We start from the raw sequence: 20,812 nt of genomic DNA, 5'->3' as shown, positions 1-20,812 counted from the left end.
CGCCGTGACCCGGGGCCCCGCCCCGCCGGGGGTTCGGGGTCGCCCCCCGCCCCCGCGGGGCGGTGGTCCGGGGCCCGCCGCGGGGGGCCTCGGCTCTACAGAAGCCCGCGCGGTGGTTACTCGCAGCGGGCTGCTGTGATGATGTTGTCCTTGTCCATGTAGACGCGCAGGCGATCCGGACGGATATCCTTGGTGGTAATCGTGGTCGGGCCTATCGGGTTGACCAGGCCGGCACCGCTCTCACGCGACAGACGACGCATGTTCTCCTCATTGCCCGGCTGGCCGATTGCCCAGCCAAGCTGGCTGGCGTCGCAGCGGCCGGTGCCCTTCACCTCCGGCCCGGGCGTACTCACACAGGCGGCGAGCAGCATCGGCGTGGCGACTGCGGCCAGGGCAAGGCCGACGGAACGGAAACGGGTCATGAGCGGCGCTCCTGCGAGATGGTGGCGCCACCATAGCACCCTGCCCGTGGCGACGGCATGCGTTGGATCAAAGCGTGTCAGTCGGTGTGTGCAGGCATTGGCGTCGGACCCCGTCATGGTGATGGGCCGTACTTGATCGCCTCCCACACCCTGTCCATGTGGGTGCGCAGCGGAACCGGCGCCCTTGCCAGTTCGGGGGCGTCGTGGCGCTCACCACCGAGGGGGGCATCGCCTTCCACCTCTACCTGTGATTCACCCCGCACTTCGTAGTACTGCTCACCCTGGTGAAGACCGATCCGAAGCTGCCGCGGGTCAACGCCACCGCCACAGAAGCTGTGGCTGGCGACGGTCACTTCGGCGCGACCATCGTTGTCCAGGTCGGTTGCGGTTACCTGATCCAGGAAATAGCCGGCCTCCAGGTCCAAGCCATCGCATTGGACCGGATCCTCCACACTCCACCGCGACATCCAAGGCGCCGCCTCATCCGCGCGCCGGAACAGCTCTGCACGCAGCGTGATCTGATCCATCGGTTCGTCGTCGCCGTGTGCCGGCACTGCCTGATCGCTGACCGAAAGCAGCAGCAAGCCCGCGCCATCGACGTCCTTGAATGCCACCTGCTTGAGCAGGGTGCCGGTGTACAGACCCTTCAACTGCCTCTCGTGCGATGCGGGAAATGTCTCAAATGTGGGCTGTGTCGGCGACGCGTCACAGCCAGCCAACAGCAGCACGAACGCAGCCAGGAGACAGTGGCCGGGTGTGGCAGTGCGTTCTGCGACCCCGCTCATCAAGGCCCACCAAGCGCATTGCTCAGATCCTCCCAGATTCCCATGACCGTCCTCGCATCAACGCCGGATGCCGAGGTGGCATTGTTTCTGAGAACGAAATTGCTGTACAAGACGTGCGCACCGGCCCGAGGCATGAATGCCACATGGCAAGTTGAGGTAGCACGAGAGAGCGGACCGTCTCCCTCATCACAGTCCACTTCCGCAGTGAACAACATGCGGCCGTCGATGGTGGCTGGCTTCATTTCGTACGTCGACATGCCCGTGGCGACCTGGAAATGCTCCTGACCATCAACGGACCCGGTTGTTGCTGTAATGCCGAAATCGGTGACGAACCGGGTGCTGGAAGACGAGCAGAGAAATCCCACGCTCCGGCCCTTTTGCTGGAAATCAAAGCACCGGGTCTGCGGATAGCCGCGTGCAGTCGAACGGTCCACTGTCACGGAGACTCCTTGGGGCGCATGGATTTTCAGCGCGTTGTCTCTCCGCGCGGAAGAGCACGCGGAGGCCGCAAGGCAGAAGAGGGTAACGAAAGCGGCAAGCCTGTGGGGGGGATGCTTCTTCGCATGACCATGGGAACCATAATCGTCCGTCACGTCCCGGCCATTCATCGCGCCCGCTTCGCGCGGTGAGCCGCGATCACGCCAAGCGCCTGTCAAAGGCCCTGGGCCGGGCACGCCACGGCCAGATTCAGTCCGGCTGGTCCACGATACTTCGCCGTCCTGGGGTCGAAGTTCAGCTGGATTTTTTCGGTGCGGACCCCATCACCGTGAGCCTGCGGGCAGTCCCGCGTTGCTTCCAGAACCGGCCACGTGGCATGCGGCACGGCCGGAGCGACCAGTGTTGTGAACTTTCCTTCCAGAAGTCGGATGTAGGTTCCGTCCTTGCATTGGGCCAGGACCAGCTTGTCGGTCACGTCGATATCGCCATAACTGCTGCCGAAGTAAGTCAGGATGGCATCCTTGCGTCCATCCTTGTTCAGGTCCGGTGTGTCGCTCAGCGATGTTTTTCCCTGCTGGCCGCTGTACGGGCAGCCTTCATCGTCGCCGGGCGGACAGGCGCTGACGTGCTTTCCTTCCAGGGGAAGGAGTTCGATCCGATCGTCGATGGAGACCGCGGCGCAGGCGCGGTCCAGGGTATCGGCAACAGGGGGCTTGGCCGCACAGGAGGCGGCCAGGCAAAGACCGGCCAGCAGCGGGGCGGCTCGAAGGACGGAAGGCATCGTCATATTCCCGTGGTATCGAAGTGGAAGGAGCCGCGGCCATCACGCAGCGCGCCCAGCTCGTTGTTGAGGGTGTAGTTGCGGCTGTTGCGCCCGGCATAGGTAGGCCAGTTGGCGAGGCGGTCCTGCGTGTCGTTGACGGTAAGCGCGTCGGTGAGCAGCTGCGCCGTGATCGCCTGTTCGTGTGCGTTGGTCCACTGCGCAGGTGCCGTCGCCCAGTTCAACTGGGCATGGCCATTGATGGCGCGGGTCAACGAATCCCTGACGCGGGCGCCGGTCACGTGGCCTGGACGGAAGATATGCCAGCGAAGCAGGATCGCGACCGATTTTTCCGAGGTGTAGATATCACCCAGCGTGCCGTTGATATGGACGGCACCCACATTGACCGCAATGGGGGCCGAGCGGATGTCGCGGATGCGGAAGCGGACCATGTCCCACATCGCCTGCTGGAAGTTCGCGCAGGTGCGGCCAATCATGGCCAGCCGGTAGAACCAGTGCCAGGTCTTGAAGTAGTTGGCCTCCACGGTTGCCCGGTCGACCATGGGCAGCTGGGCCAGGCCGGTCGCCGCCTGCGCAGGCCGCGTCTGTTCGTCGTGATGGCGGATCCAACCCACATACTTGCGGCCAGTGCGGTCCCAGAGCGGCCCCGTGTTGACGCCTGCCCAGGCCGTGGCCGGATAAAGACCCAGATTGCCGAGATAACGCTGGTAGTCGGCCGGGTTGCGATGCAGGAAGTAGGCGAGGAAGCCGGGCAGCTCACCGTTGTCATAGCCGCCGGCAGGCATCAGGCCCATGGTCCAATGGCAGGGGCCGAGCGAGACCAGTGCGTCGTCGTAGGCATTGATGCTGTCGAACATGCCCATGCACTCCTGCTCCGCCGTGGCACGCACAACGCGGTAGGTGGATGCTGCGGCACCGTTGGGCGTGGCGGCCAACACTGCCGTGGTGGTGGCTGGACCGATCAGGCGTTCCGGCGTCATTTCCGCTTCGGCCCAGGTATGGTTGGGCACCTCGCTCATCGGACCGCCGTAGGTCATGAATCGCGCGTAGCTGCCCAGCGACTGGTACTGGTCATCGCGGCGGCCGTTCGGAAGTGTGTAATGACCGGTGAAGTCCCTGCTGAACATCCGCACGCGCGCCACCACGCGATTGGCGGCATTGCGCACGGTGCCCTGCGTGATCTCGTCGAAGTTCCAGATGTTGATGCCGTTGGTGAACGGCGTGGTGCGCTGGTTGTTGCCGGTGGCAACCTGCCATGCCTCGATGACCACCGGGCAGCGATAGTTGTTACGCAGCCAGTGCTCCATCGCGGTACGCGTGTCGGCGTTCATCACGCCGCTGATCGGGCCGGTGTAGCGCGATCCGTTGGCGACCCGGTCCAATGAGGCGACGTGATAGCTTTCCGGTGGATTGGAGTTGGGGCGCAGTCCCAGCGCCATTACTTCCGGTGCGGTCAAACCTGCTTGGGGCTGCCAGCCGTGCAGCCGCCCTTGGTTCAGTTGCGCGGCATTGGCCATGCTGGCGTAGATCTGGAACTCCCGTACCGCCCACTCGGTGCCGCGGCCGAATCCACCATCGGGTGTGCCGACGAACATGAAGCCCAGAGTGCGCAGGTCCTGCTGGAGCTGGCGCACGTGCTGCGGGATCGCCAGTGTCGCTCCGCCCTGGTTCTGCGGTGTCTGCGCGTTCGTGGGCGTGGGTGGCGGCGGATTGTCGACGCCGCCCCAGCGAGGCGGCCGGTTGTTCGCAGGCGTGCCGTCGTGGTCGCCTCGTTGCAGGTTGTGATTGCCGTAGATCATGCATCCGTCCTAGATGTCGTGGTCTTTGCCCAGCGAGGTGACGCCGGGAAGGCTGGGCGTGTTCAGCCCAACCAGCTCACGCGCCTGGTGGAAGCGTTGCATGGCCACGCGGCTGAGCTGGCCGAAGTCGCCGTCGACCGCACCATCGTAAAATCCAAGATTCTTCAGACGTGACTGCAACCCGGTGTGCTCGTCGGTCTGCTTCTGTGCGGCAAGGTCGAGTGTCCATTCCCAAGGATGGTTGTCGGCGCCGAACGGAAACACCTTCAGCTTGGCCTGCTTCGCACCTTCGGGCATCTCATGCATCAGGCTGCCATCGGAGGCGAGCTCGCCTTCGAAGTGTTGTCCGCCGATGTCTAGTGTGTAGGGCTTGCCGGCCAGTCCCTGCAGGCCAAACTGCTCGACCAGACGCAGTCCGAATTGTTGCGGTACCAGTTGCGTGCCGCGCGGAAGGTGCTCGGGAATGGCGGGATTGGTATCGGCCCCCATGAACGGATGCTCGCCCGCCTTCACCTTGAACTCGCCCGGGCAGCTGAACGTGATGTTGCCGCCCTCCAGGGTGATCGCGCTGCTGCCGGCCTGCAGCACCACTTTGCTCTGCGCCAGCACGTCGATGCGGTCATCGGTGGCAGTGATGGTCAGTGCCTGGTCGCTCAGCAGCTCCAGTTCGCCATCGTTGGCCTGCAGGCTGACCGGGCCTTGGGCGGCGATCACCCGCAGCGGGCCGCTCTGCGCGAACAGTGAGACGTGCTCGCCGGACACCGTGGCGATGGTCTCGCCTGCGCTGATGTGCAGATCCTGCTGCACCGTCATCTGCACGTTCTGCCCGGCGTAGGCCACCGCGCTGGCTGGCGTGGTCCAGGCGATGTGGTGCGGTGCTTCGGCCAGCAGCAGCGGCTTGGCCAGACGCTCCACCGGCTGGTCACCCGGGCTGCGGCCATCGCCGCCCGGCTTCATCGCGCTTTGTCCGTTGACCTCGCCTTCGTAGCGTCCCTGTGCCTGCGGATCGATCTGCTCGCGCAGCTGCTTCGTGCGCTCGAACTCGGTCAGTCCGGGCACCTGCTGCTGGGCCAGGGTCTGCTGCATCTGCTCCAGGCTGCGCTCGGCGCCCTTGAGCTGCGCCACCACGCTGGCGTTGTCCATGACCGTGGAAGCGGCCTGCTCCTGCGCGCTGGCGGACAGCAGCAGGCCTTCGGCCGCATGCACGTTGCCCCAGCCCTGCGTGGCCAGCTCGAAGCCCTCGCCGCGCAGGGCGCCACGGGCGGTGTTCTGGTGCGCGATCAGGTAGCCCAGCTCCAGCCGGCTGTCGGCCAGCGAACTGTGCAGGCGCGTACGCAGCTGGCCCGGCGTGTCATCGATCACCCATTGCTGGGTGCCGCTGCCGTCATGGGCTTGGGTATGCAGGCCGCTGAGCACGCCGGGATGGCGCGCGTTCTCATCGATGCCGCCGCCGAAGGGTGGGGCGACCTCGCCGTTGTAGAGCTGGCCGGTGATGCGCGGCTGGTCGATGTCACCGTGCAGGAATTCCACCAGCACTTCGCTGCCGATGCGCGGCAGGAAGGCCGTGCCCCAGTTCGGGCCGGCCACCCATTCGGCCACCGACACCCAGCTGCCGCTGGTCTGGTCGCCGGGCGCATGGCCGGTCTGGGCGCTGCCGGTGTCGGTCAGACCGCCCGGATTGGGCTGGCTGCCGCGCTGCCAGCCGAACTGGATGCGCACCTGGTGTTCGCGGTTCGGGCTGACGGCCGCATTGGCCACACCCACCACGCGTGCGGTCTGCGGGCCATGCAGGGTGGGGCGGTCCTGCGGCAGGGCGCGCAGCGGCACCCCGGCGCCGGTGGCGAGGAAGGCGTTGCGGTAGGCGCCGCGCTCCAGATCGGTGCTGCCGAGCAGCTCGGCGATGCCCTGGTCCAGATTGTTGACCGCGACATGCTGCACGGCCAGCAGCTGGAAGCGCTGGCCCTCATGCTGCGGATGCTGGGCCAGGCTGAAGGTGCTGCCTGCGGCCAGCTGGCGCTCGCTGCCGCTGCCGCTGTACAGCACCTGGCCAACGCGCAGTGCGTCCAGCCGCGCCTGCGCTTCGGCGTCGGCCCAGGCGGGCTGGGCGAAGCGGCCGGCACGCGGCTGCACATAGACCTCCAGCGCGGGCAGGGTGCCGGCGTCGGCACTGGACTGCGCCGCCACGGCGTTGACCTGTTCGCTGTGCCAGCTGGCGACGGTACTGGCGTTGGGCACCAGCTGCTGGCGTTCGGCGAAGGCAGTGATGCCATCGCTGCTCTCGGCCATGTTCGCGCGATGGAAACGCACGCGGCCCACATCGGGCAGTTCGGCGCCGGGCTCGAACACCACCAGGGTGTGGGCGGCGTCGCCGTCCTGCGCCTGCTCGATGCGCCAGGCCAGGCCGGCCTCGGACAGCAGGCGGGTGACGAAGGCCCAGTCGGTCTCGCGGTACTGGGTGGTGATCGCGCGCGCCGGCAACTGGGCCTGAACGTCGAAGCGGAAGGCGGCCTGCGGGTAGTCGGCGAAGATCTGCTCGCAGATCGCGCGGGTGTCCTGGTCCTGGAAAATCACCGCGTTGCGGCGCAGGCGCAGCAGGGCGGTCCAGGGTTCGAGGGTGAGCCGGTAGCGGGCCAGCCCGCCGTCGCTTCCCAGCTGCGCCGCCTCGGTGCACAGCCCGTGCCACTGCCGCAGCGCGCCATCGGCCTGGCGCAGCTGCAGGGTCAGCGGCTGCTCCAGCCACGGTTCCAGTTCCAGGAACGCATCGGTGGCCAGGCAATCGATCTGCAGGCGGTTGTCACCGCACACCGCTTCGGTGCCTTCAAACCGCTCGACCACAAGGCCCTCGTCGGGGCCCTTGAGCTGGATCAGGCGATCCCGATGCGACAGCGAGGCGAGGGAAGCAAGCAGCGTGGAGCGCGAGATGTCCATATCGTCAGGCTCATGGGAGGGTGATCGTAATGTGGGCGGTGCGCTCAGGCATCTGCACCACGTCGTTGTAGGCGGCCAGCTGCTGACGGGTTTCGTGTCCGAGGTAGGCGCGCATGCCGAAGAACGCGACGATGCCGAAGCAGCCGACAACCACGGCCGGCAGCCACAGCGGCACGACCCGGCGCAGGCCGTGGCGCACGTTGTCGGGCGGCAGCGCGTGCGGGGCGAAGCCATGGCGCTTGCCCTTCAGGTAGACGATCTCGTCGCCCAGGCGCGCGGTCAGATAGCCCAGCTTCTCGGTGCCTTCGATACGGTACTTGCCCTCGAAGCCCATCAGCAGGCAGTAGTGATAGACCTCCAGCGAGGGCAGCCGCGCCGCGCCCTGGCGGCGCAGTTCTTCCAGCCGGTCGAAGAAGTGCTCGCCGGCGAGGTGCTCGCCGAACAGGCGCAACTGCAGCGGATTGCGTTCCCAGGTTTCGTGCAGCGGCGACGGCTGCGACAGGATCGCCTCATCCACCGCGGCGCAGAACGCGTATTTGGCGGCGTAGACATCTTCGGACGCCACGCCAAGCCGCATCGCGTTGCGTTCGACGCCATCGAGGAACTTCTGCACCGTCTGCACGAAGCCCTCTGCGTCGTGCGGCAACTGGCCACGCTTGAGCAGAAGCAGCAGGTAGAAGCCGTCGGACATCAGGTCCTGCAGGCTCTGCGGATTGGCCACCTGCGGCGTCGGATTGACCATCGCGCCATTGGCGGTCAGCGACGGCATCGGGCCCGGGGTCGGGGGCAGGGGGGAATTCATCATGAGGTCACCGCCACAAGTTCCATCTTCAGCTCGGCAATGCCGGCCGGCACGTAGATCATCACCGACTGCGCCTTGAGCATGCGCTCATAAAGCGCGCCGCGCGAATCGAATTCGAAGTAATGGCTGCCCGGGCGCACCGGGATCGCTGCCGGCACCTGCGCGGCGTGGGTAAGCTTCACGCCTGGCAGTGCGGACAGCACGCACTTCTCGACGTCGTCCGGCGCGCCGACCTTGAAGCGCACCGGGACGCTCTGGATCAGCTCCTGCGCCGGCAGCGAGGCGGAGACGGACAGGTAGAACGAGGCATTCCCGTCGATCCGCTGCGAGTCCAGCCGACCGAGGTGGTAGGACGGCTTGACCTCGTTCAGCGCGATCTTGAAGTAGCGCGTGGAGATCACCGTATCCAGCAGTGCCCGCACGATCTCCAGCAGCTTGCGGAACGAAGCTTCCGGCTGGTCGTGGCGGTACACCGGCAGGTCGCCCAGCTGGTAGGCGTTGGAGAAGGTCAGCAGCGCGCCCGCCATGCGCAGCAGCTCCTGGTGCAGGCGCTCGGGATGCAGCTGCGGATGATGCAGCAGATGGGCCAGCGCGCTGAATGAACTGTTGATCGTATGCAGCAGCCAGAACGACGCGATGTCGCCCGAGCGGAATTCGATGATGTTCTGCGACGTCTGCCGATGCAGCCCGTACAGCGCATCGACCTTGGCCTGCAGCGCATCGAGCACCGCACGCAGTTCACGATGCAGGAACGGCGAGGCCTGCAGCTGCGCGCAGGGCGGGATGAACTCATCGTCCAGCTCGAAGCCGCCGCTGGAGGTGCGGCGCACACGCGCCACCGGCACGGTGGCATAGGCATCACGGGGCTGGTCGTCGGTAAGCAGCTTCACTGCCTTGCTCAGGTAGGCCAGTTCGGCCTCCACCGCATCGGTGAACAGGTCCTGCGTATCGCGGTTGGCCTGCCGATAGCGCGCAAGCACGGTGCCTTCCGCATCGGTGCAGTTGGCGCCGTCATCGCGCAGCAGCGGAAGTGCCAGGTAGATCACCGTGGACTGCACGCCAGGCGGCAGATCCTGCAGCGACACCGCGTCCGGCAGGCTGTCGTGGGCGGGGGCATCGTAGGTTTCGCCATCGGGAAACACCGCCGACAGATCGAGCGGCCTCAACGTGCCGCCGGACAAGGCATGGGGGTCGAAACGCACGCGGCGCGCGCCCCACGCGTACGGGTGCAGCGTCTGCGAAAGATCCTGCAGCCGTGCCTCGTGATATGCGTCCTGGCGCTGGAAATGCTGGGGCCGCAGGAACAGCCCTTCACCCCAGAGAACCTTCGACATCCTGCTTACATAAGCCACATTCAATCCTTGGAAATACCTTGAAAGGTTGCCCCTTGGGGGCCGGTTCCGCCGTCCTCGCGTTCCGCTGCGGCGAAGGCCCTGCCTTGCAATGTGAAAATGTGAATCACATCGCACATTGATTGCGGCGGGGCAAACGTTGCGCGGAAGATACTATCGCATCGCGGCAATTTGAGTGCCAGAATTCCGACGCGGTCCTATTTCGCGCCTGCACAGCGGATCGAGGCAAGACTGCCCGGATCGCCGGAAAGTCGTGTGAGCAGGGCCTTGCTGTCGCTGGTCAGGGCACAGGCGTGGACACCGATGGTCACGCCGTCCTGCGGCAGGGTCTTGCCTTTGGTGTCGAACGCGAGCCGCCAGCGGTTCTCGGCGGGGGCGCGGAACAGGGCGACCACGCCCAGCACTGCACTTCCTTCACTCAGCTGCTCGGACAATTCCTGCCGGGCCCCGGGGGTCAGCACCACCTCATTGACCGACAGCAGGTCGGCACCGAGGGCGGCCTGCTCTCCGGCCTGGTCCAGGAATGCGTTGAAGGGCGCCTGCTCGAACCGTTGCAGGCTGCGCAGGTGGTAGACCTTGACCACCGCCGCGCTCGCCCGCTTGTCGTTTCCGGCATTGAGGTTGGTGCCGGCGTACAGGCGCAATGGGACGGTCGGTGGCGCTTTCGGCTTTTCCTCGCGGATGCCGACGGCCTGCAACGTCTTGTCCATCGCTTTCCCGAGCTTGCTGTCGCTGGCGCAACCGGCAAGGGAACCCGAAACAATGAAGGAGAAAATCGTGACGGATATCACGCGGCGAAATGAGGAGAGTTGCGCATTCATCTGGAGTCGGCGGCTCGAAGGGCGGGGTGAAAGTCACGTATGCAACGGATTTCGCTCGCGGATATCACATTGGAATGTGAAGAATGTGTCTATCAAAACCGCCACATTCTTGACGAAATTCACTATACCGATGCGTATTCGCGAATGTACACTGCCGCCGACAGGGGCAGGAATCCCGTGCGGTGTATCGGCGGCGATCCGGCTTCCTTTAGGAACTAATTTCGACGAGGGATCACTATGGAAGTGAAGGCAATGGGGAAGGCTGTCTACCGGCCGATGTTCGCGCTGATGTTGCTGTCGGGCCTGGCGGCCTGCTCATCGGCACCGAAGAAGGCCGAGGTCGTGCCGTTCGAAACGACGCTGAGCAATGCCGAAGCACAGGTCACCACCGGTGGCGCGGATGCCGCCATCAGCGCATTCGAGGAAGCGGCGAAGGCCGATCCGACGCGCAAGGAGCCGTGGGTGCGCATCGCTCAGCTGCAGTTCGACCAGGGCCAGTATGCCCGCGCCATTGTGGCTGCCGAGGAAGTGCTGCAGCGCGATCCAAGCGATCTGGTCGCCGATGGCGTGATCACGGTGGCCGGTTTCCGCATTGCCAACCAGTCGCTGACCCGCCTGCAGGGGCGCGGCGCGCTGGCTTCCGATACTGCCCGCAAGGAAGCGCAGACCCTGGCCACCACCCTGCGCAACACCATGGGCGATGCCATTCTCGATCCGGCGCCCAAGCCGAAGCCGCGCAGCCGCGCCCGTGCCGGCCGTGCCGCCGCGCCCGCCGCTGCCGCACAGCCCGCTGCACAGCCGGCCAAGCCCGCTGCCCGCTCGAACAACTCCGATCCGTTCCAGAACATCGGCAACTGATCCGGATCCGGCCCCAGTCAGGAGACACACATGGCCAAGAAGGAAAGCATCCAGAAGCGGCTGCAGAAGATCCGCCCGCCGCGCGTCCAGCTCACCTACGATGTCGAGAAGGGTGACGCGATCGAGCAGAAGGAACTGCCGTTCGTGGTCGGCGTGATGGGCGATTTCAGCGGCAACCCGGAGCAGCCGCTGCCCAAGGTCAAGGATCGCAAGTTCGTCAGCGTCGACATGGACAACTTCGACGAAGTGATGGAAGGCATCGCCCCGCGTGCGGTCTATCGCGTGCCGAACAAGATCAGCGACGAAGGCGGCGAATTCGGCGTCGAGCTGAAGTTCAACTCCATCGACGACTTCCGTCCCGAGGCGGTGGTCCAGCAGATCGAACCGCTGCGACGCCTGCTCGAGTCGCGCACCAAGCTTGCCGACCTGCGCAACAAGCTGGCCGGCAACGAGAAGCTGGAAGACCTGCTGACCGATGTGCTCAACAACACCGAGCAGCTGAAGAAGCTCGGCGTGACCAAGGAGGACTGACCGATGTCAGCCGAAGCCAGCCCGTTGGCCACGCAGGCCGCCGTTGCCGAAGACGTCGGCCTGCTCGACCAGATCGTCGAGAAGAGCAAGGTCGCCAAGTCGAAGACCGAGCATGACCGCGCCAAGGACATCATCGCCGCGCTGGCGAAGGAAGTCCTGGACGGCACCGTGGTCGTCTCCGACAACCTCAACCTCACCCTCGATGCGCGCATCGCCGAGATCGACCGGATCATCTCCGAGCAGCTCAGCGCCGTCATGCATGCCGAACCGTTCCAGAAGCTGGAAGGCAGCTGGCGAGGCCTGCATTACCTGTGCCAGCAGACCTCAACCGGCCCGAACATGAAGATCAAGGTCTTCAATTCGCCGCAGAAGGATCTGGTCAAGGATTTCAAGTCGGCCATCGACTTCGACCAGAGCGCGCTGTTCAAGAAGGTCTACGAGGAAGAATTCGGCACCTTCGGTGGCGCGCCGTTCGGCGCACTGATCGGCGACTACTTCCTCGGCCGCCAGCCGGAGGACATGTACTTCATCGAGCAGATGTCGCACGTGGCTGCCGCCGCGCACGCGCCGTTCATTTCGGCAGCGAGTGAAGGCATGTTCGGCCTGGAAACCTTCACCGATCTGGGCAAGCCGCGCGACCTGGCCAAGGTGTTCGACACGGTCGAGTACGCGAAGTGGAAGTCGTTCCGCGAGAGCGAGGACAGCCGCTATGTCGGTCTGACCATGCCGCGCTTCCTCGGCCGTCTGCCGTACAACCCGAAGGATGGCACCACCGTCGAAGGCTTCAACTTCGTCGAGGAGATCGAAGCGGCCGACCACAGCAAGTTCCTGTGGTGCAACACCGCCTATGCGATGGGTGCGCGCCTGACCCAGGCCTTCGAGAACTTCGGCTGGTGCGCGGCAATCCGTGGCGTGGAAGGTGGCGGCCTGGTCGAGGACCTGCCGACCCACACCTTCCGCACCGATGATGGCGAAGTCGCGCTGAAGTGCCCGACGGAAGTGGCCATCACCGACCGTCGTGAAAAGGAACTCAGTGACCTCGGCTTCATGCCGCTGGTGCACTGCAAGAACACCGACTACGCCGCGTTCTTCGGCGCACAGTCGGCACAGAAGCCGAAGAAGTACAACACCGATTCGGCCAACGCCAACGCGATCCTGTCTGCCCAGCTGCAGTACATTTTCGCGGTGTCGCGCATCGCCCATTACCTCAAGGCGATGATGCGCGAGAAGATCGGCAGCTTCGCATCGGCGGGCAACGTCGAGGAATTCCTGAACCGGTGGATCGCCCAGTACGTGCTGCTGGACGACAACGCATCGCAGGAAGCCAAGGCCCAGTTCCCGTTGCGCGAGGCATCTGTGCAGGTTTCGGAGGTGCCGGGCAAGCCTGGTGTCTACCGCGCGGTGGCCTTCATCAGGCCGCATTTCCAGCTCGATGAGCTGTCTGTTTCGTTGCGTCTGGTCGCCGAACTGCCGGCGTCCGCGAAAAAGTCGTAACGGTTTGCTGTAACTGAAGCGTCCAGGGGAGTCCGCTCCCCGGATTGCAGTGACGCTTATTTCAAGAGGGCGCAGCCCCCCTTAACCGCCAGGCCCCCGCCTGGCACATCAAATCTCACGGAAGAACGGAATTTAGGAGACCAGATATGCAGCACGCTTTCCTCTCGATTGACACCATCAAGGGCGAGTCGCACGACGACAAGCACAAGGACTGGATTGAAATCCAGTCGTTCTCGCAGGACCTGTTGCAGCCGCGTTCGGCCACCGCGTCGACCTCCGGCGGCACCACCGCTGCCCGCGTGAACCTGTCCCCGATCGAAATCACCAAGTCGATCGACCTCGCCTCCACGGCCCTGAACCAGGCCGCCTCCAACGGCACCACCTTCCCGAAGGCGCAGATCCAGTTCATGCGCGCCGACAAGGACGGCAACGCGATCAATTACTACACGGTCGAGCTGCTGAACGTGCTGGTCCACCGCGTCACCACGACGGTGGACAAGGAAGGCATGCCGCAGGAAGTTGTTCAGCTGAGCTTCGGCGCCATCAAGTGGACTTACCAGCAGCAGAAGCCGGAAGGCGGCGTTGGTGGCAAGACCGTGGCGCAGTGGAGCGCAACCAAGAACATCCCGAACTACACCGTGTGATGTTGTGTCACTGCGATGGCGCCTCGTGCGCCATCGCAGTCTGATCGTCGGGCAGGGCCAGGAACGGCCCTGTCTCTGCCGCACCGCTGCCGCCCGCACGGATGCCGAACCTGAGTGGATCGACCAATGAAGGGACTCGAACCCAGCCTGCTGGAAAAACTGTTCGACGACGCCCCCAAGCAGCCGGGCGCCGGGCCGGTATTCAAGTCCGTCTCGCTGGAGCAGTACAAGGAATCCATTGCCCGTGACCTGGAAGGGCTGCTGAATTCGCGCGCCGCGTTCCAGGAAGGCGACATGAAGGAGTTCCCCAACTGCCGGCAGTCGCTGCTGACCTACGGGCTGGCCGATTTCTCCGCGATGAGCCTGGCCAACGCCTATGATCGCGCCGCCATCTGCCGCTCCCTGGAGCAGGCTGTGGCGCGCCACGAGCGCCGGCTCCGCAACGTCAACGTGCACCTGGACGCCGGCAATCAGTTTGCCGGCGGCCTGCACTTCACCATCCATGCGCTGCTGGATCTGGAACCGGCGCGCGAGCCGGTCAGCTTCGACGCGATGCTGCAGCCCTCGACCCTGCAGTACCAGGTCACCCGCGCACGTCGCACGCAGGCCGGCTGATGCAGGACCTGCTTCCTTATTACGAACGCGAACTGGCCTATCTCCGTCGTTACGGACGCGAGTTCGCCGAGCGTTACCCGAAGATTGCCGGCCGCCTGCAACTGTCCGCGGAGGGCAGCCAGGACCCGCATGTCGAGCGGCTGATCGAAGCGTTCGCGCTGCTCAGTGCCCGCGTTTCCAAGCGCATCGAGGACGACTATCCCGAGTTCACCGACGCGCTGCTGGATGTGCTCTATCCACATTACCTACGCCCATTCCCGTCGTGCTCGATCGCCCACTTCGACATGGAAGGGGTAGCCTCCAAACTGAGCGCGCCGGTGCGCGTACCCCGCGGTACCGCCCTGCAGAGCCGCCCCGTGCGTGGCGTTCCGTGTGATTTCCGCACCGCCTACGACGTGGTCCTGGCACCGGTCGGGGTACAGCAGGTGGTCTACCGCAGTGTCGCCGATGCACCGATGGCCACGACGCTGCCGGCGGGCACCGGCGGCCAGATCTCGCTGGGCTTCCAGCTGCTGTCCGATCAGCTCGGCTTCGGCCAGCTGGGCACCGATCAGCTTCGCCTGTTCCTGGATGGCGAGCCGTCGGTGCGGGCCGCTCTGCGCGATGCGCTGATGCTCGGGGTAAAGGCGGCCTATGTCGAATCCGATGGCGATGGCCGCTGGCGACGCCTGGAAAAGGTCCCGCTGAGCCCGGTGGGCTTTGCCGAGGATGAGGCGCTGATCGACTTCCCGGCGCGCTCGCATCCGGCGTACCGGCTGCTGACCGAGCTGTTCGCCTATCCGGAGAAGTTCGGATTCGTCGATCTGCACCTGCCCACAGTGACCGCCGGCGCCAGCCGTCGTTTCACGCTTCACCTGGTGCTGCATGCGCAGGGCCAGGACCGGGGCAACACGATGGTGCTGGAGGAACTGGGTACGCACAACGTGCGCCTTGGCTGCACCCCCATCGTCAACCTTTTCAGGACCAGTGGCGAGCCGATCCGCGTCACCCATCGCACGGTCAACTATCCGGTGCTGGCCGACGCGCGTCGCGCCTTCGCCTACGAGGTGCACTCGATCGACTCGGTGCACCGCATCCGGCAGACACCGCAGGGCGAGCTGATCCAGGCCTTCCGTCCGTTCTACTCGCTGCATCATGGCGAAGATCCGGAGCGGACCGGTCAGTACTGGGTGGCACGTCGTGACGAGGATGTCGCACGGCAGAGTCCGGGTTTCGAGACGGAGATCAGCTTCGTCGACCTGTCATTCAATCCGGTGCTTCCGCAGACCGACACGGTCAGCCTGGAGCTGACCTGCAGCAACCGCGATCTGCCAAACCAGCTCGCGTTCGGTGTGGCCGGTGGTGACCTGAACATCGAGGGCGGAAGCCCGGCCAGAGCGATCAGCCTGCTGCGCAAGCCGACCAAACCGCTGCGTTTCCGCCATGGCCGCAATGCGCAGTGGCGCCTGATCTCGCACCTGTCGTTGAACCAGCTGTCACTGACCGCCAGCGGCCTGCCAGCGCTGAAGGAGATGCTGCGCCTGTACGACCTGTCCGGCAGCAATGTGTCCGCTCGCCAGATCGACGGCATCCTCGAGCTGCAGCAGACCCCGACCACCACCTGGATGCACGGTCGCCAGTTCGCTTCGGTGGTGCGTGGCCTGGAGATCCGCCTGACGATCAATGAAGCCCACTTCGTGGGTACCGGTGTGGCCGCCTTTGCCCAGGTGATGGACCACTTCTTCGCACTTTATGTGCATGCCAACAGCTTTACCCGTCTGGTGCTGGTTTCCGGCGACAGCGGGGAGGAGATCGTCCGATGCCCAGCGCGCAGCGGCGAATCGATCCTGGCGTAGCCCAGCAGCTGCTCACCGAGCCCCACCGCTTCCAGTTCTTCCAGGCGGTGCGGTTGCTCGAGCAGGTGTTCCAGCGGCAAGGCGTCAAGCCTGGCCAGGCCGTTCCAATGCGCGTGCGCTTCCGCAACTCGCTGTCGCTGGGCTTCCCGGCCACCGAGCTGTCCGCGGAGGGTGACGTCTACTCGCTGAAGGGCGAGCGGCTGGAGGGGCGCGAGGCCATCGAGCAGGCGCTGCACGGCGAGGAACTGGCCGAGGTCCACCTGACTCCGCAGTTCATGGGCCTGCTGGGCACCGCTGGCGCATTGCCGCTGCATTACACCGAGACCTTGCAGCTGCGCGAGTTGTACCAGCGCGACCGCACCGCGCGCGCGTTCCTGGACATCTTCTCCACACGCGCCGTATCGCTGCATTACGCGGCGTGGAAGAAGCATCGGCTGGCGCTGCAGTACGAACTGGATCGCCGCGAGCGCTTCCTGCCGCTGGTGCTCTCGCTGCTCGGCATGGGCATGAGCGAGCTGCGCGATCGCCTGCACGAGGGCGAGGGCGAGATCTTCGATCAGGCCGTTGCCTATTACGCCGGTGCCGTGCGCCAGCGCCCCGTATCGGCCGTGCTGATGCAGCGCATCCTGTCGGACTATTTCCAGGTGCCGTTGCACCTGGAGCAGTTTGTCGGCGCGTGGTACCGGGTGCCCGCCGGTCAGGCAACGCGGCTGGGCCAGGCCAATGCGGTGCTGGGGGCGAGTGCCCTGGCTGGCGATCGCGTCTGGCAGCGAGACCTGCGCATGCGACTGCGCATCGGGCCGCTGCGGCGCGATCAGTTCGACGCCTTCCTGCCGGGCGGCAGTGCGGCCGAAGCCCTGTCCAAGTGGTTGTCGTTGTTGACCGGCGGCGTTCTCGAGTACGAAGTGCGGCTGGTGCTGCGCGCCGAGGATGTGCAGGGCAGCGCCCTCGGCAGCGGCGGCGGCGCTCGGCTGGGCTGGGACAGCTACATGTGCACCCAGGCGCAGACCACATCGCGTGAGGACACCACCTATGGCATCCACACGCTGCAATGACAACCCGCCGCAGGCGTCCGTGCCTGCGGTCCTCGAACGGTTCCAGCAAGGAGTGCGTGTTTCCGCATGAGCATCAACCTCAAGACCCTGATCAGCAAGCTGGACGACACCTGCCGCCAGGCGGCCGAGCGGGCCGCGAACCTGTGCATGGCGCGCGGCAACTATGAGGTGGACCTGGAGCATCTGTTCCTGGCCCTGCTCGAGCAGCCGCAGAGCGATTTCGTGTTGATTGCCCGTCGCAGCGGCATCCTGCCGGAATCGCTGGAGCGTGATCTCAACGATGAGATCAGTCAGTTCAAGACCGGCAACGGCCGCACGCCGGTGTTCTCCCAGCACATTCCCAAGCTGTTCGAGCATGCCTGGCTGATCGCCTCGCTGGACTCGGAAACCACCCGCATCCGTAGCGGCCATCTGCTGCTGGCGCTGCTGACCGAGCCGGACCTGGCGCAGTTGGCCTACCGTGGCTCGAAGCTGTTCGTGCGTTTCAAGCGCGAAGAGCTCAAGCACGACTTCGCCAAGCTCACCGAGGGCTCGCAGGAGGCGGTGCAGACCGTCCGCTTCGCCGATGCCTCGGCGAAGGAAGAGGGCGGTGAGGGCGAGGATGCCGTGTCCGGCGAGGCCAAGGGTGGGCTGTCCAAGACGCCGGCGCTGGACCAGTTCACCACCAACCTGACCCAGCGCGCCCGTGAGGGCAAGATTGATCCGGTGATCGGCCGTGATGGCGAGATCCGCCAGGTGATCGACATCCTGATGCGTCGCCGCCAGAACAACCCGATCCTCACCGGCGAAGCCGGCGTGGGCAAGACCGCCGTGGTCGAAGGGCTTGCCCGGCGCATTGCCGACAAGGACGTGCCGGAGGTGCTGCAGGGTGTCGAGCTGCACACGCTGGACATGGGGCTGCTGCAAGCGGGTGCCAGCGTCAAGGGCGAGTTCGAGAACCGCCTGAAGAACGTGATCGACGAGGTCAAGAAGAGCCCGCATCCGATCATCCTGTTCATCGATGAAGCGCATACGATGATCGGCGCCGGGGGCACCGCCGGCCAGAACGATGCGGCGAACCTGCTCAAGCCGGCGCTGGCCCGCGGTGAGCTGCGCACGATCGCGGCGACCACCTGGAGCGAGTACAAGAAGTACTTCGAGAAGGACGCGGCGCTGGCCCGCCGCTTCCAGGTGGTCAAGGTTGAAGAGCCCAGTGAAGTGCTGGCCGCAGCGATGCTGCGCGGCATGGTCGGGTTGATGGAGTCGCACTTCAACATCCGCGTGCTGGACGAAGCGGTGACCGAAGCCGTGCGTCTGTCGCACCGTTACATCAGTGGCCGCCAGCTGCCGGACAAGGCTGTCAGCGTGCTCGATACCGCCTGCGCGAAGGTCGCGCTTGGACAGAGCGCCACGCCTGCGATCATCGAAGACACCCGCAAGCACCTGGATCGCCTGGAGGCGGAAATCAGCGCGCTGCAGCGCGAAACCGCAGGGGGCAGTGCACAGCACAGCGAGCGCCTGGACGAGCTGCATGCCCAGCAGGCGGAAGCGCAGGCGGTGCTGGCCAGCAATGAGGAGCGCCTCACCCGCGAGCGCGAACTGGCAGGCCGCATTGCCGCGCTGCGCCAGCAGATGGAGCAGGGCCAGGCCCAGGCGGCCGATGGCGAAGCGCCCAGCGATGACGGTGAAGGCGACGTCGCCGTGGCCAAGCCGGCCACCAAGCGCGGCAGGGCCAAGCCGGAACTGTCGCCGCAGCATGCTGAACTGGCGCGACTGCAGGCCGAGCTGCGCGAGCTGCAGGGCGAGACGCCGATGGTCCCGCTGCAGGTCGACGGAACCGTGGTCGCGGAGATCGTGTCGGCATGGACCGGCGTGCCGCTGGGCCGCATGGTCAAGGACGAGATCCGTACCGTGCGCACGCTCGGAAACCTGCTGGTCGAGCGCGTGATCGGACAGGACCACGCGCTGGATGCGATCGCCCAGCGCGTGCGCACCGCCACGGCCAAACTGGAAGACCCGAACAAGCCACGCGGTGTCTTCATGTTCGTCGGCCCCTCCGGTGTCGGCAAGACCGAGACCGCGCTGGCGTTGGCTGACATTCTCTATGGTGGTGAGCGCAAGCTGATCACCATCAACATGAGCGAATACCAGGAAGCGCACAGCGTGTCCGGGCTGAAAGGCTCGCCGCCGGGCTACGTCGGTTACGGCGAAGGCGGCGTGCTGACCGAAGCCGTGCGCCGCAACCCTTACAGCGTGGTGCTGCTTGACGAGGTGGAGAAAGCCCATCCCGACGTGCTGGAGATGTTCTTCCAGGTCTTCGACAAGGGCGTGATGGATGATGCGGAAGGCCGCGAAATCGACTTCCGCAATACCCTCATCATCCTGACCTCCAACATCGGCTCCTCGCAGATCATGCAGGCCTGCCTGAACAAGCCGGCCGAGGAGATCCCGGCGGCCGACGCGCTCGCCGACGCGCTGCGCCCGGTGCTGATGCGCAGCTTCAAGCCGGCCTTCCTCGGCCGCCTGAAGGTCGTACCGTACTACCCGATCAACGATGACGTGCTTGCGCGGATCATCACGCTCAAGCTCGGTCGCATCCGCGACCGCGTCATTGCCAACCACAAGGCCACCTTCAGCTGGGACGACAGTCTGGTGGAGGCCGTGCTTGCGCGTTGCACCGAAGTGGACTCAGGTGCCCGCAACGTTGACCACATCCTCAATGGAACCTTGCTGCCGGAAATCGCCGAGAGCGTGCTGGCGGCGATGGCCGAGGGGAACCGGATCAACGCCATCAAGGTCACCGCCGGCAAGAAGGGTGACTTCAAATACAAAGTGTCTTGACACTGAGCAAATGGAGAAGGCAATGGAATTCTATGGATTCGACCGCGAAGCGGCTCTCAACCACTGTGACAGCCTGGAACTCGGCCTTGGCCGTGAGCTGGACCGTGTGCGTGCCTGGAACCGGCTGCGCCCCGAACATGTGATCGAGCTGCTGGAGACCGCGGTGCCCGCTGCCCGCCAGGATGCCCGCAACGTGGCCGCGCAGATCAGCCGCGGTTCCTGGCGCATCCACATGGATGCCCCGGTCGTGGGCAAGCCGCAGCTGGTGAGCAACGTGCGCGAACTGCAGATCACGGCCGGTGGACGCGATTACCGCCTGAAGATCAGCGAAGGCGTCCGCCTGCAGCTGGAAGAAATCGTCCAGGCCGCCTGATGATCGTGTGAGCTTGTCGCCCCCACAGGGGCGCAGGCCACGCGGAAGCGGGAACCGGAGGAAGCCGATGCGCACGCCGCATGCAGACCACCTTGAAGCACGGGAAGTCGGGGAATCACCATGGACCTGGTAAACAACCTGCGGGCAGCGCTGGCCGGCCCATCGCATGCACAGCGCTTCCTGCGGCTGCACACCTCGCTGGGGAGCGACGTGCTGGTGGCCGAAACGCTGGATGGCGTCGAACAGATCGACGGCATCGGTTTCCAGTGGACGATCACGGCGCTGTCGCTGGATGCGGGCCTGCCGCTGGGCACGCTGATCGGGCAGGGCGCGCTGCTGCAGATGCAACAGGCCGACGGCAGCCTGCGGCCGTTGCATGGACGCATCACCGCCGCCGAGCGGCTGGGCAGCAATGGCGGCCTGGCACGCTACCGGCTGCGCCTGCAGCCGTGGCTGGCG

19 protein-coding genes are annotated in these 20,812 nt (G+C 65.4%); 10 read left to right on the top strand and 9 right to left on the bottom strand.

Going from position 1 to position 20,812, the window contains the following annotated elements; all coding sequences use genetic code 11:
- Positions 1 to 116: 116 nt before the first annotated feature.
- The 9 genes from ACVOKU_RS18205 to tssJ form a co-directional block, all read right to left on the bottom strand.
- Positions 117 to 422 carry an I78 family peptidase inhibitor gene (locus ACVOKU_RS18205; protein WP_053517630.1) on the bottom strand — a complete coding sequence of 102 codons (306 nt, stop codon included), beginning with the start codon at positions 420 to 422 and terminating at the stop codon, positions 117 to 119.
- 113 nt (positions 423 to 535) lie between these two features.
- The gene (locus tag ACVOKU_RS18200; RefSeq protein ID WP_128988024.1) at positions 536 to 1,072 is read right to left on the bottom strand and encodes a M949_RS01915 family surface polysaccharide biosynthesis protein; all 537 of its coding nucleotides are present in this window, start codon (positions 1,070 to 1,072) and stop codon (positions 536 to 538) included.
- A gap of 134 nt (positions 1,073 to 1,206) precedes the next feature.
- On the bottom strand, positions 1,207 to 1,641 hold the full coding sequence (locus ACVOKU_RS18195) for a hypothetical protein (protein ID WP_481560557.1): 435 nt from the start codon (positions 1,639 to 1,641) through the stop codon (positions 1,207 to 1,209).
- A gap of 218 nt (positions 1,642 to 1,859) precedes the next feature.
- On the bottom strand, positions 1,860 to 2,426 hold the full coding sequence (locus ACVOKU_RS18190) for a hypothetical protein (protein ID WP_128988022.1): 567 nt from the start codon (positions 2,424 to 2,426) through the stop codon (positions 1,860 to 1,862).
- 2 nt (positions 2,427 to 2,428) lie between these two features.
- Positions 2,429 to 4,225: a peptidoglycan-binding domain-containing protein gene (locus tag ACVOKU_RS18185; RefSeq protein ID WP_481560556.1), complete on the bottom strand. Its 1,797-nt coding sequence runs from the start codon at positions 4,223 to 4,225 to the stop codon at positions 2,429 to 2,431.
- 9 nt (positions 4,226 to 4,234) lie between these two features.
- Entirely contained in the window at positions 4,235 to 7,153 is a 2,919-nt protein-coding gene (gene tssI / locus ACVOKU_RS18180) for a type VI secretion system tip protein TssI/VgrG (protein ID WP_481560555.1), read from the bottom strand.
- Positions 7,154 to 7,163: 10 nt separating this feature from the next.
- Positions 7,164 to 7,955, bottom strand: coding sequence for a type IVB secretion system protein IcmH/DotU (gene icmH / locus ACVOKU_RS18175; protein WP_414487528.1), 792 nt, complete (start codon positions 7,953 to 7,955; stop codon positions 7,164 to 7,166).
- Complete coding sequence (tssK, locus tag ACVOKU_RS18170) at positions 7,955 to 9,289, bottom strand: type VI secretion system baseplate subunit TssK (RefSeq protein ID WP_053517623.1); 1,335 nt, start codon at positions 9,287 to 9,289, stop codon at positions 7,955 to 7,957. Before tssK ends, icmH begins: the two co-directional genes overlap by 1 nt.
- A gap of 215 nt (positions 9,290 to 9,504) precedes the next feature.
- Positions 9,505 to 10,128, bottom strand: coding sequence for a type VI secretion system lipoprotein TssJ (gene tssJ / locus ACVOKU_RS18165; protein ID WP_053517622.1), 624 nt, complete (start codon positions 10,126 to 10,128; stop codon positions 9,505 to 9,507).
- A 237-nt stretch (positions 10,129 to 10,365) separates the two neighbouring features.
- Here tssJ and ACVOKU_RS18160 point away from each other — a divergent pair, with 237 nt between their 5' ends.
- From ACVOKU_RS18160 to ACVOKU_RS18115, 10 genes are all read left to right on the top strand, one after another.
- The gene (locus ACVOKU_RS18160) at positions 10,366 to 10,986 is read left to right on the top strand and encodes a tetratricopeptide repeat protein (protein ID WP_180877009.1); all 621 of its coding nucleotides are present in this window, start codon (positions 10,366 to 10,368) and stop codon (positions 10,984 to 10,986) included.
- A gap of 30 nt (positions 10,987 to 11,016) precedes the next feature.
- Positions 11,017 to 11,517 carry a type VI secretion system contractile sheath small subunit gene (gene tssB / locus ACVOKU_RS18155; RefSeq protein WP_053517620.1) on the top strand — a complete coding sequence of 167 codons (501 nt, stop codon included), beginning with the start codon at positions 11,017 to 11,019 and terminating at the stop codon, positions 11,515 to 11,517.
- A gap of 3 nt (positions 11,518 to 11,520) precedes the next feature.
- On the top strand, positions 11,521 to 13,011 hold the full coding sequence (gene tssC, locus ACVOKU_RS18150; RefSeq protein ID WP_053517619.1) for a type VI secretion system contractile sheath large subunit: 1,491 nt from the start codon (positions 11,521 to 11,523) through the stop codon (positions 13,009 to 13,011).
- Between the two features lie 146 nt (positions 13,012 to 13,157).
- The gene (locus ACVOKU_RS18145; protein ID WP_006465355.1) at positions 13,158 to 13,655 is read left to right on the top strand and encodes an Hcp family type VI secretion system effector; all 498 of its coding nucleotides are present in this window, start codon (positions 13,158 to 13,160) and stop codon (positions 13,653 to 13,655) included.
- A 126-nt stretch (positions 13,656 to 13,781) separates the two neighbouring features.
- Positions 13,782 to 14,270: a type VI secretion system baseplate subunit TssE gene (gene tssE, locus ACVOKU_RS18140; protein WP_180877011.1), complete on the top strand. Its 489-nt coding sequence runs from the start codon at positions 13,782 to 13,784 to the stop codon at positions 14,268 to 14,270.
- Positions 14,270 to 16,105 carry a type VI secretion system baseplate subunit TssF gene (gene tssF, locus ACVOKU_RS18135; RefSeq protein ID WP_053520395.1) on the top strand — a complete coding sequence of 612 codons (1,836 nt, stop codon included), beginning with the start codon at positions 14,270 to 14,272 and terminating at the stop codon, positions 16,103 to 16,105. Before tssE ends, tssF begins: the two co-directional genes overlap by 1 nt.
- Positions 16,069 to 17,160 (top strand): type VI secretion system baseplate subunit TssG, encoded by a 1,092-nt coding sequence (tssG, locus tag ACVOKU_RS18130; RefSeq protein WP_481560554.1) that lies wholly within the window; start codon positions 16,069 to 16,071, stop codon positions 17,158 to 17,160. The genes tssF and tssG overlap by 37 nt, the downstream gene beginning before the upstream one ends.
- Before the next feature lie 66 nt (positions 17,161 to 17,226).
- Positions 17,227 to 19,980 carry a type VI secretion system ATPase TssH gene (tssH, locus tag ACVOKU_RS18125; protein WP_481560553.1) on the top strand — a complete coding sequence of 918 codons (2,754 nt, stop codon included), beginning with the start codon at positions 17,227 to 17,229 and terminating at the stop codon, positions 19,978 to 19,980.
- A gap of 22 nt (positions 19,981 to 20,002) precedes the next feature.
- Entirely contained in the window at positions 20,003 to 20,353 is a 351-nt protein-coding gene (locus ACVOKU_RS18120) for a hypothetical protein (protein WP_053520392.1), read from the top strand.
- Positions 20,354 to 20,473: 120 nt separating this feature from the next.
- Positions 20,474 to 20,812, top strand: a 339-nt coding sequence (locus tag ACVOKU_RS18115) for a contractile injection system protein, VgrG/Pvc8 family (RefSeq protein WP_481560552.1), incomplete at its 3' end; no start/stop codon positions are given.

The sequence above is a fragment of the Stenotrophomonas sp. STEN147 genome (assembly GCF_056757995.1).
This window is presented reverse-complemented; position numbering and strand designations above follow the sequence as displayed.

What these genes read in the sequence shown, in the direction of transcription:
- ACVOKU_RS18205 (WP_053517630.1), bottom strand. Translation starts at nt 422, where the DNA reads ATGACCCGTTTCCGTTCCGTCGGCCTTGCCCTGGCCGCAGTCGCCACG.
- ACVOKU_RS18190 (WP_128988022.1), bottom strand. Translation starts at nt 2,426, where the DNA reads ATGCCTTCCGTCCTTCGAGCCGCCCCGCTGCTGGCCGGTCTTTGCCTG.
- ACVOKU_RS18185 (WP_481560556.1), bottom strand. Translation starts at nt 4,225, where the DNA reads ATGATCTACGGCAATCACAACCTGCAACGAGGCGACCACGACGGCACG.
- tssI (WP_481560555.1), bottom strand. Translation starts at nt 7,153, where the DNA reads ATGGACATCTCGCGCTCCACGCTGCTTGCTTCCCTCGCCTCGCTGTCG.
- icmH (WP_414487528.1), bottom strand. Translation starts at nt 7,955, where the DNA reads ATGAATTCCCCCCTGCCCCCGACCCCGGGCCCGATGCCGTCGCTGACC.
- tssK (WP_053517623.1), bottom strand. Translation starts at nt 9,289, where the DNA reads ATGTCGAAGGTTCTCTGGGGTGAAGGGCTGTTCCTGCGGCCCCAGCAT.
- tssJ (WP_053517622.1), bottom strand. Translation starts at nt 10,128, where the DNA reads ATGAATGCGCAACTCTCCTCATTTCGCCGCGTGATATCCGTCACGATT.
- ACVOKU_RS18160 (WP_180877009.1), top strand. Translation starts at nt 10,366, where the DNA reads ATGGAAGTGAAGGCAATGGGGAAGGCTGTCTACCGGCCGATGTTCGCG.
- tssB (WP_053517620.1), top strand. Translation starts at nt 11,017, where the DNA reads ATGGCCAAGAAGGAAAGCATCCAGAAGCGGCTGCAGAAGATCCGCCCG.
- tssC (WP_053517619.1), top strand. Translation starts at nt 11,521, where the DNA reads ATGTCAGCCGAAGCCAGCCCGTTGGCCACGCAGGCCGCCGTTGCCGAA.
- ACVOKU_RS18145 (WP_006465355.1), top strand. Translation starts at nt 13,158, where the DNA reads ATGCAGCACGCTTTCCTCTCGATTGACACCATCAAGGGCGAGTCGCAC.
- tssE (WP_180877011.1), top strand. Translation starts at nt 13,782, where the DNA reads ATGAAGGGACTCGAACCCAGCCTGCTGGAAAAACTGTTCGACGACGCC.
- tssF (WP_053520395.1), top strand. Translation starts at nt 14,270, where the DNA reads ATGCAGGACCTGCTTCCTTATTACGAACGCGAACTGGCCTATCTCCGT.
- tssG (WP_481560554.1), top strand. Translation starts at nt 16,069, where the DNA reads ATGCCCAGCGCGCAGCGGCGAATCGATCCTGGCGTAGCCCAGCAGCTG.
- tssH (WP_481560553.1), top strand. Translation starts at nt 17,227, where the DNA reads ATGAGCATCAACCTCAAGACCCTGATCAGCAAGCTGGACGACACCTGC.
- ACVOKU_RS18120 (WP_053520392.1), top strand. Translation starts at nt 20,003, where the DNA reads ATGGAATTCTATGGATTCGACCGCGAAGCGGCTCTCAACCACTGTGAC.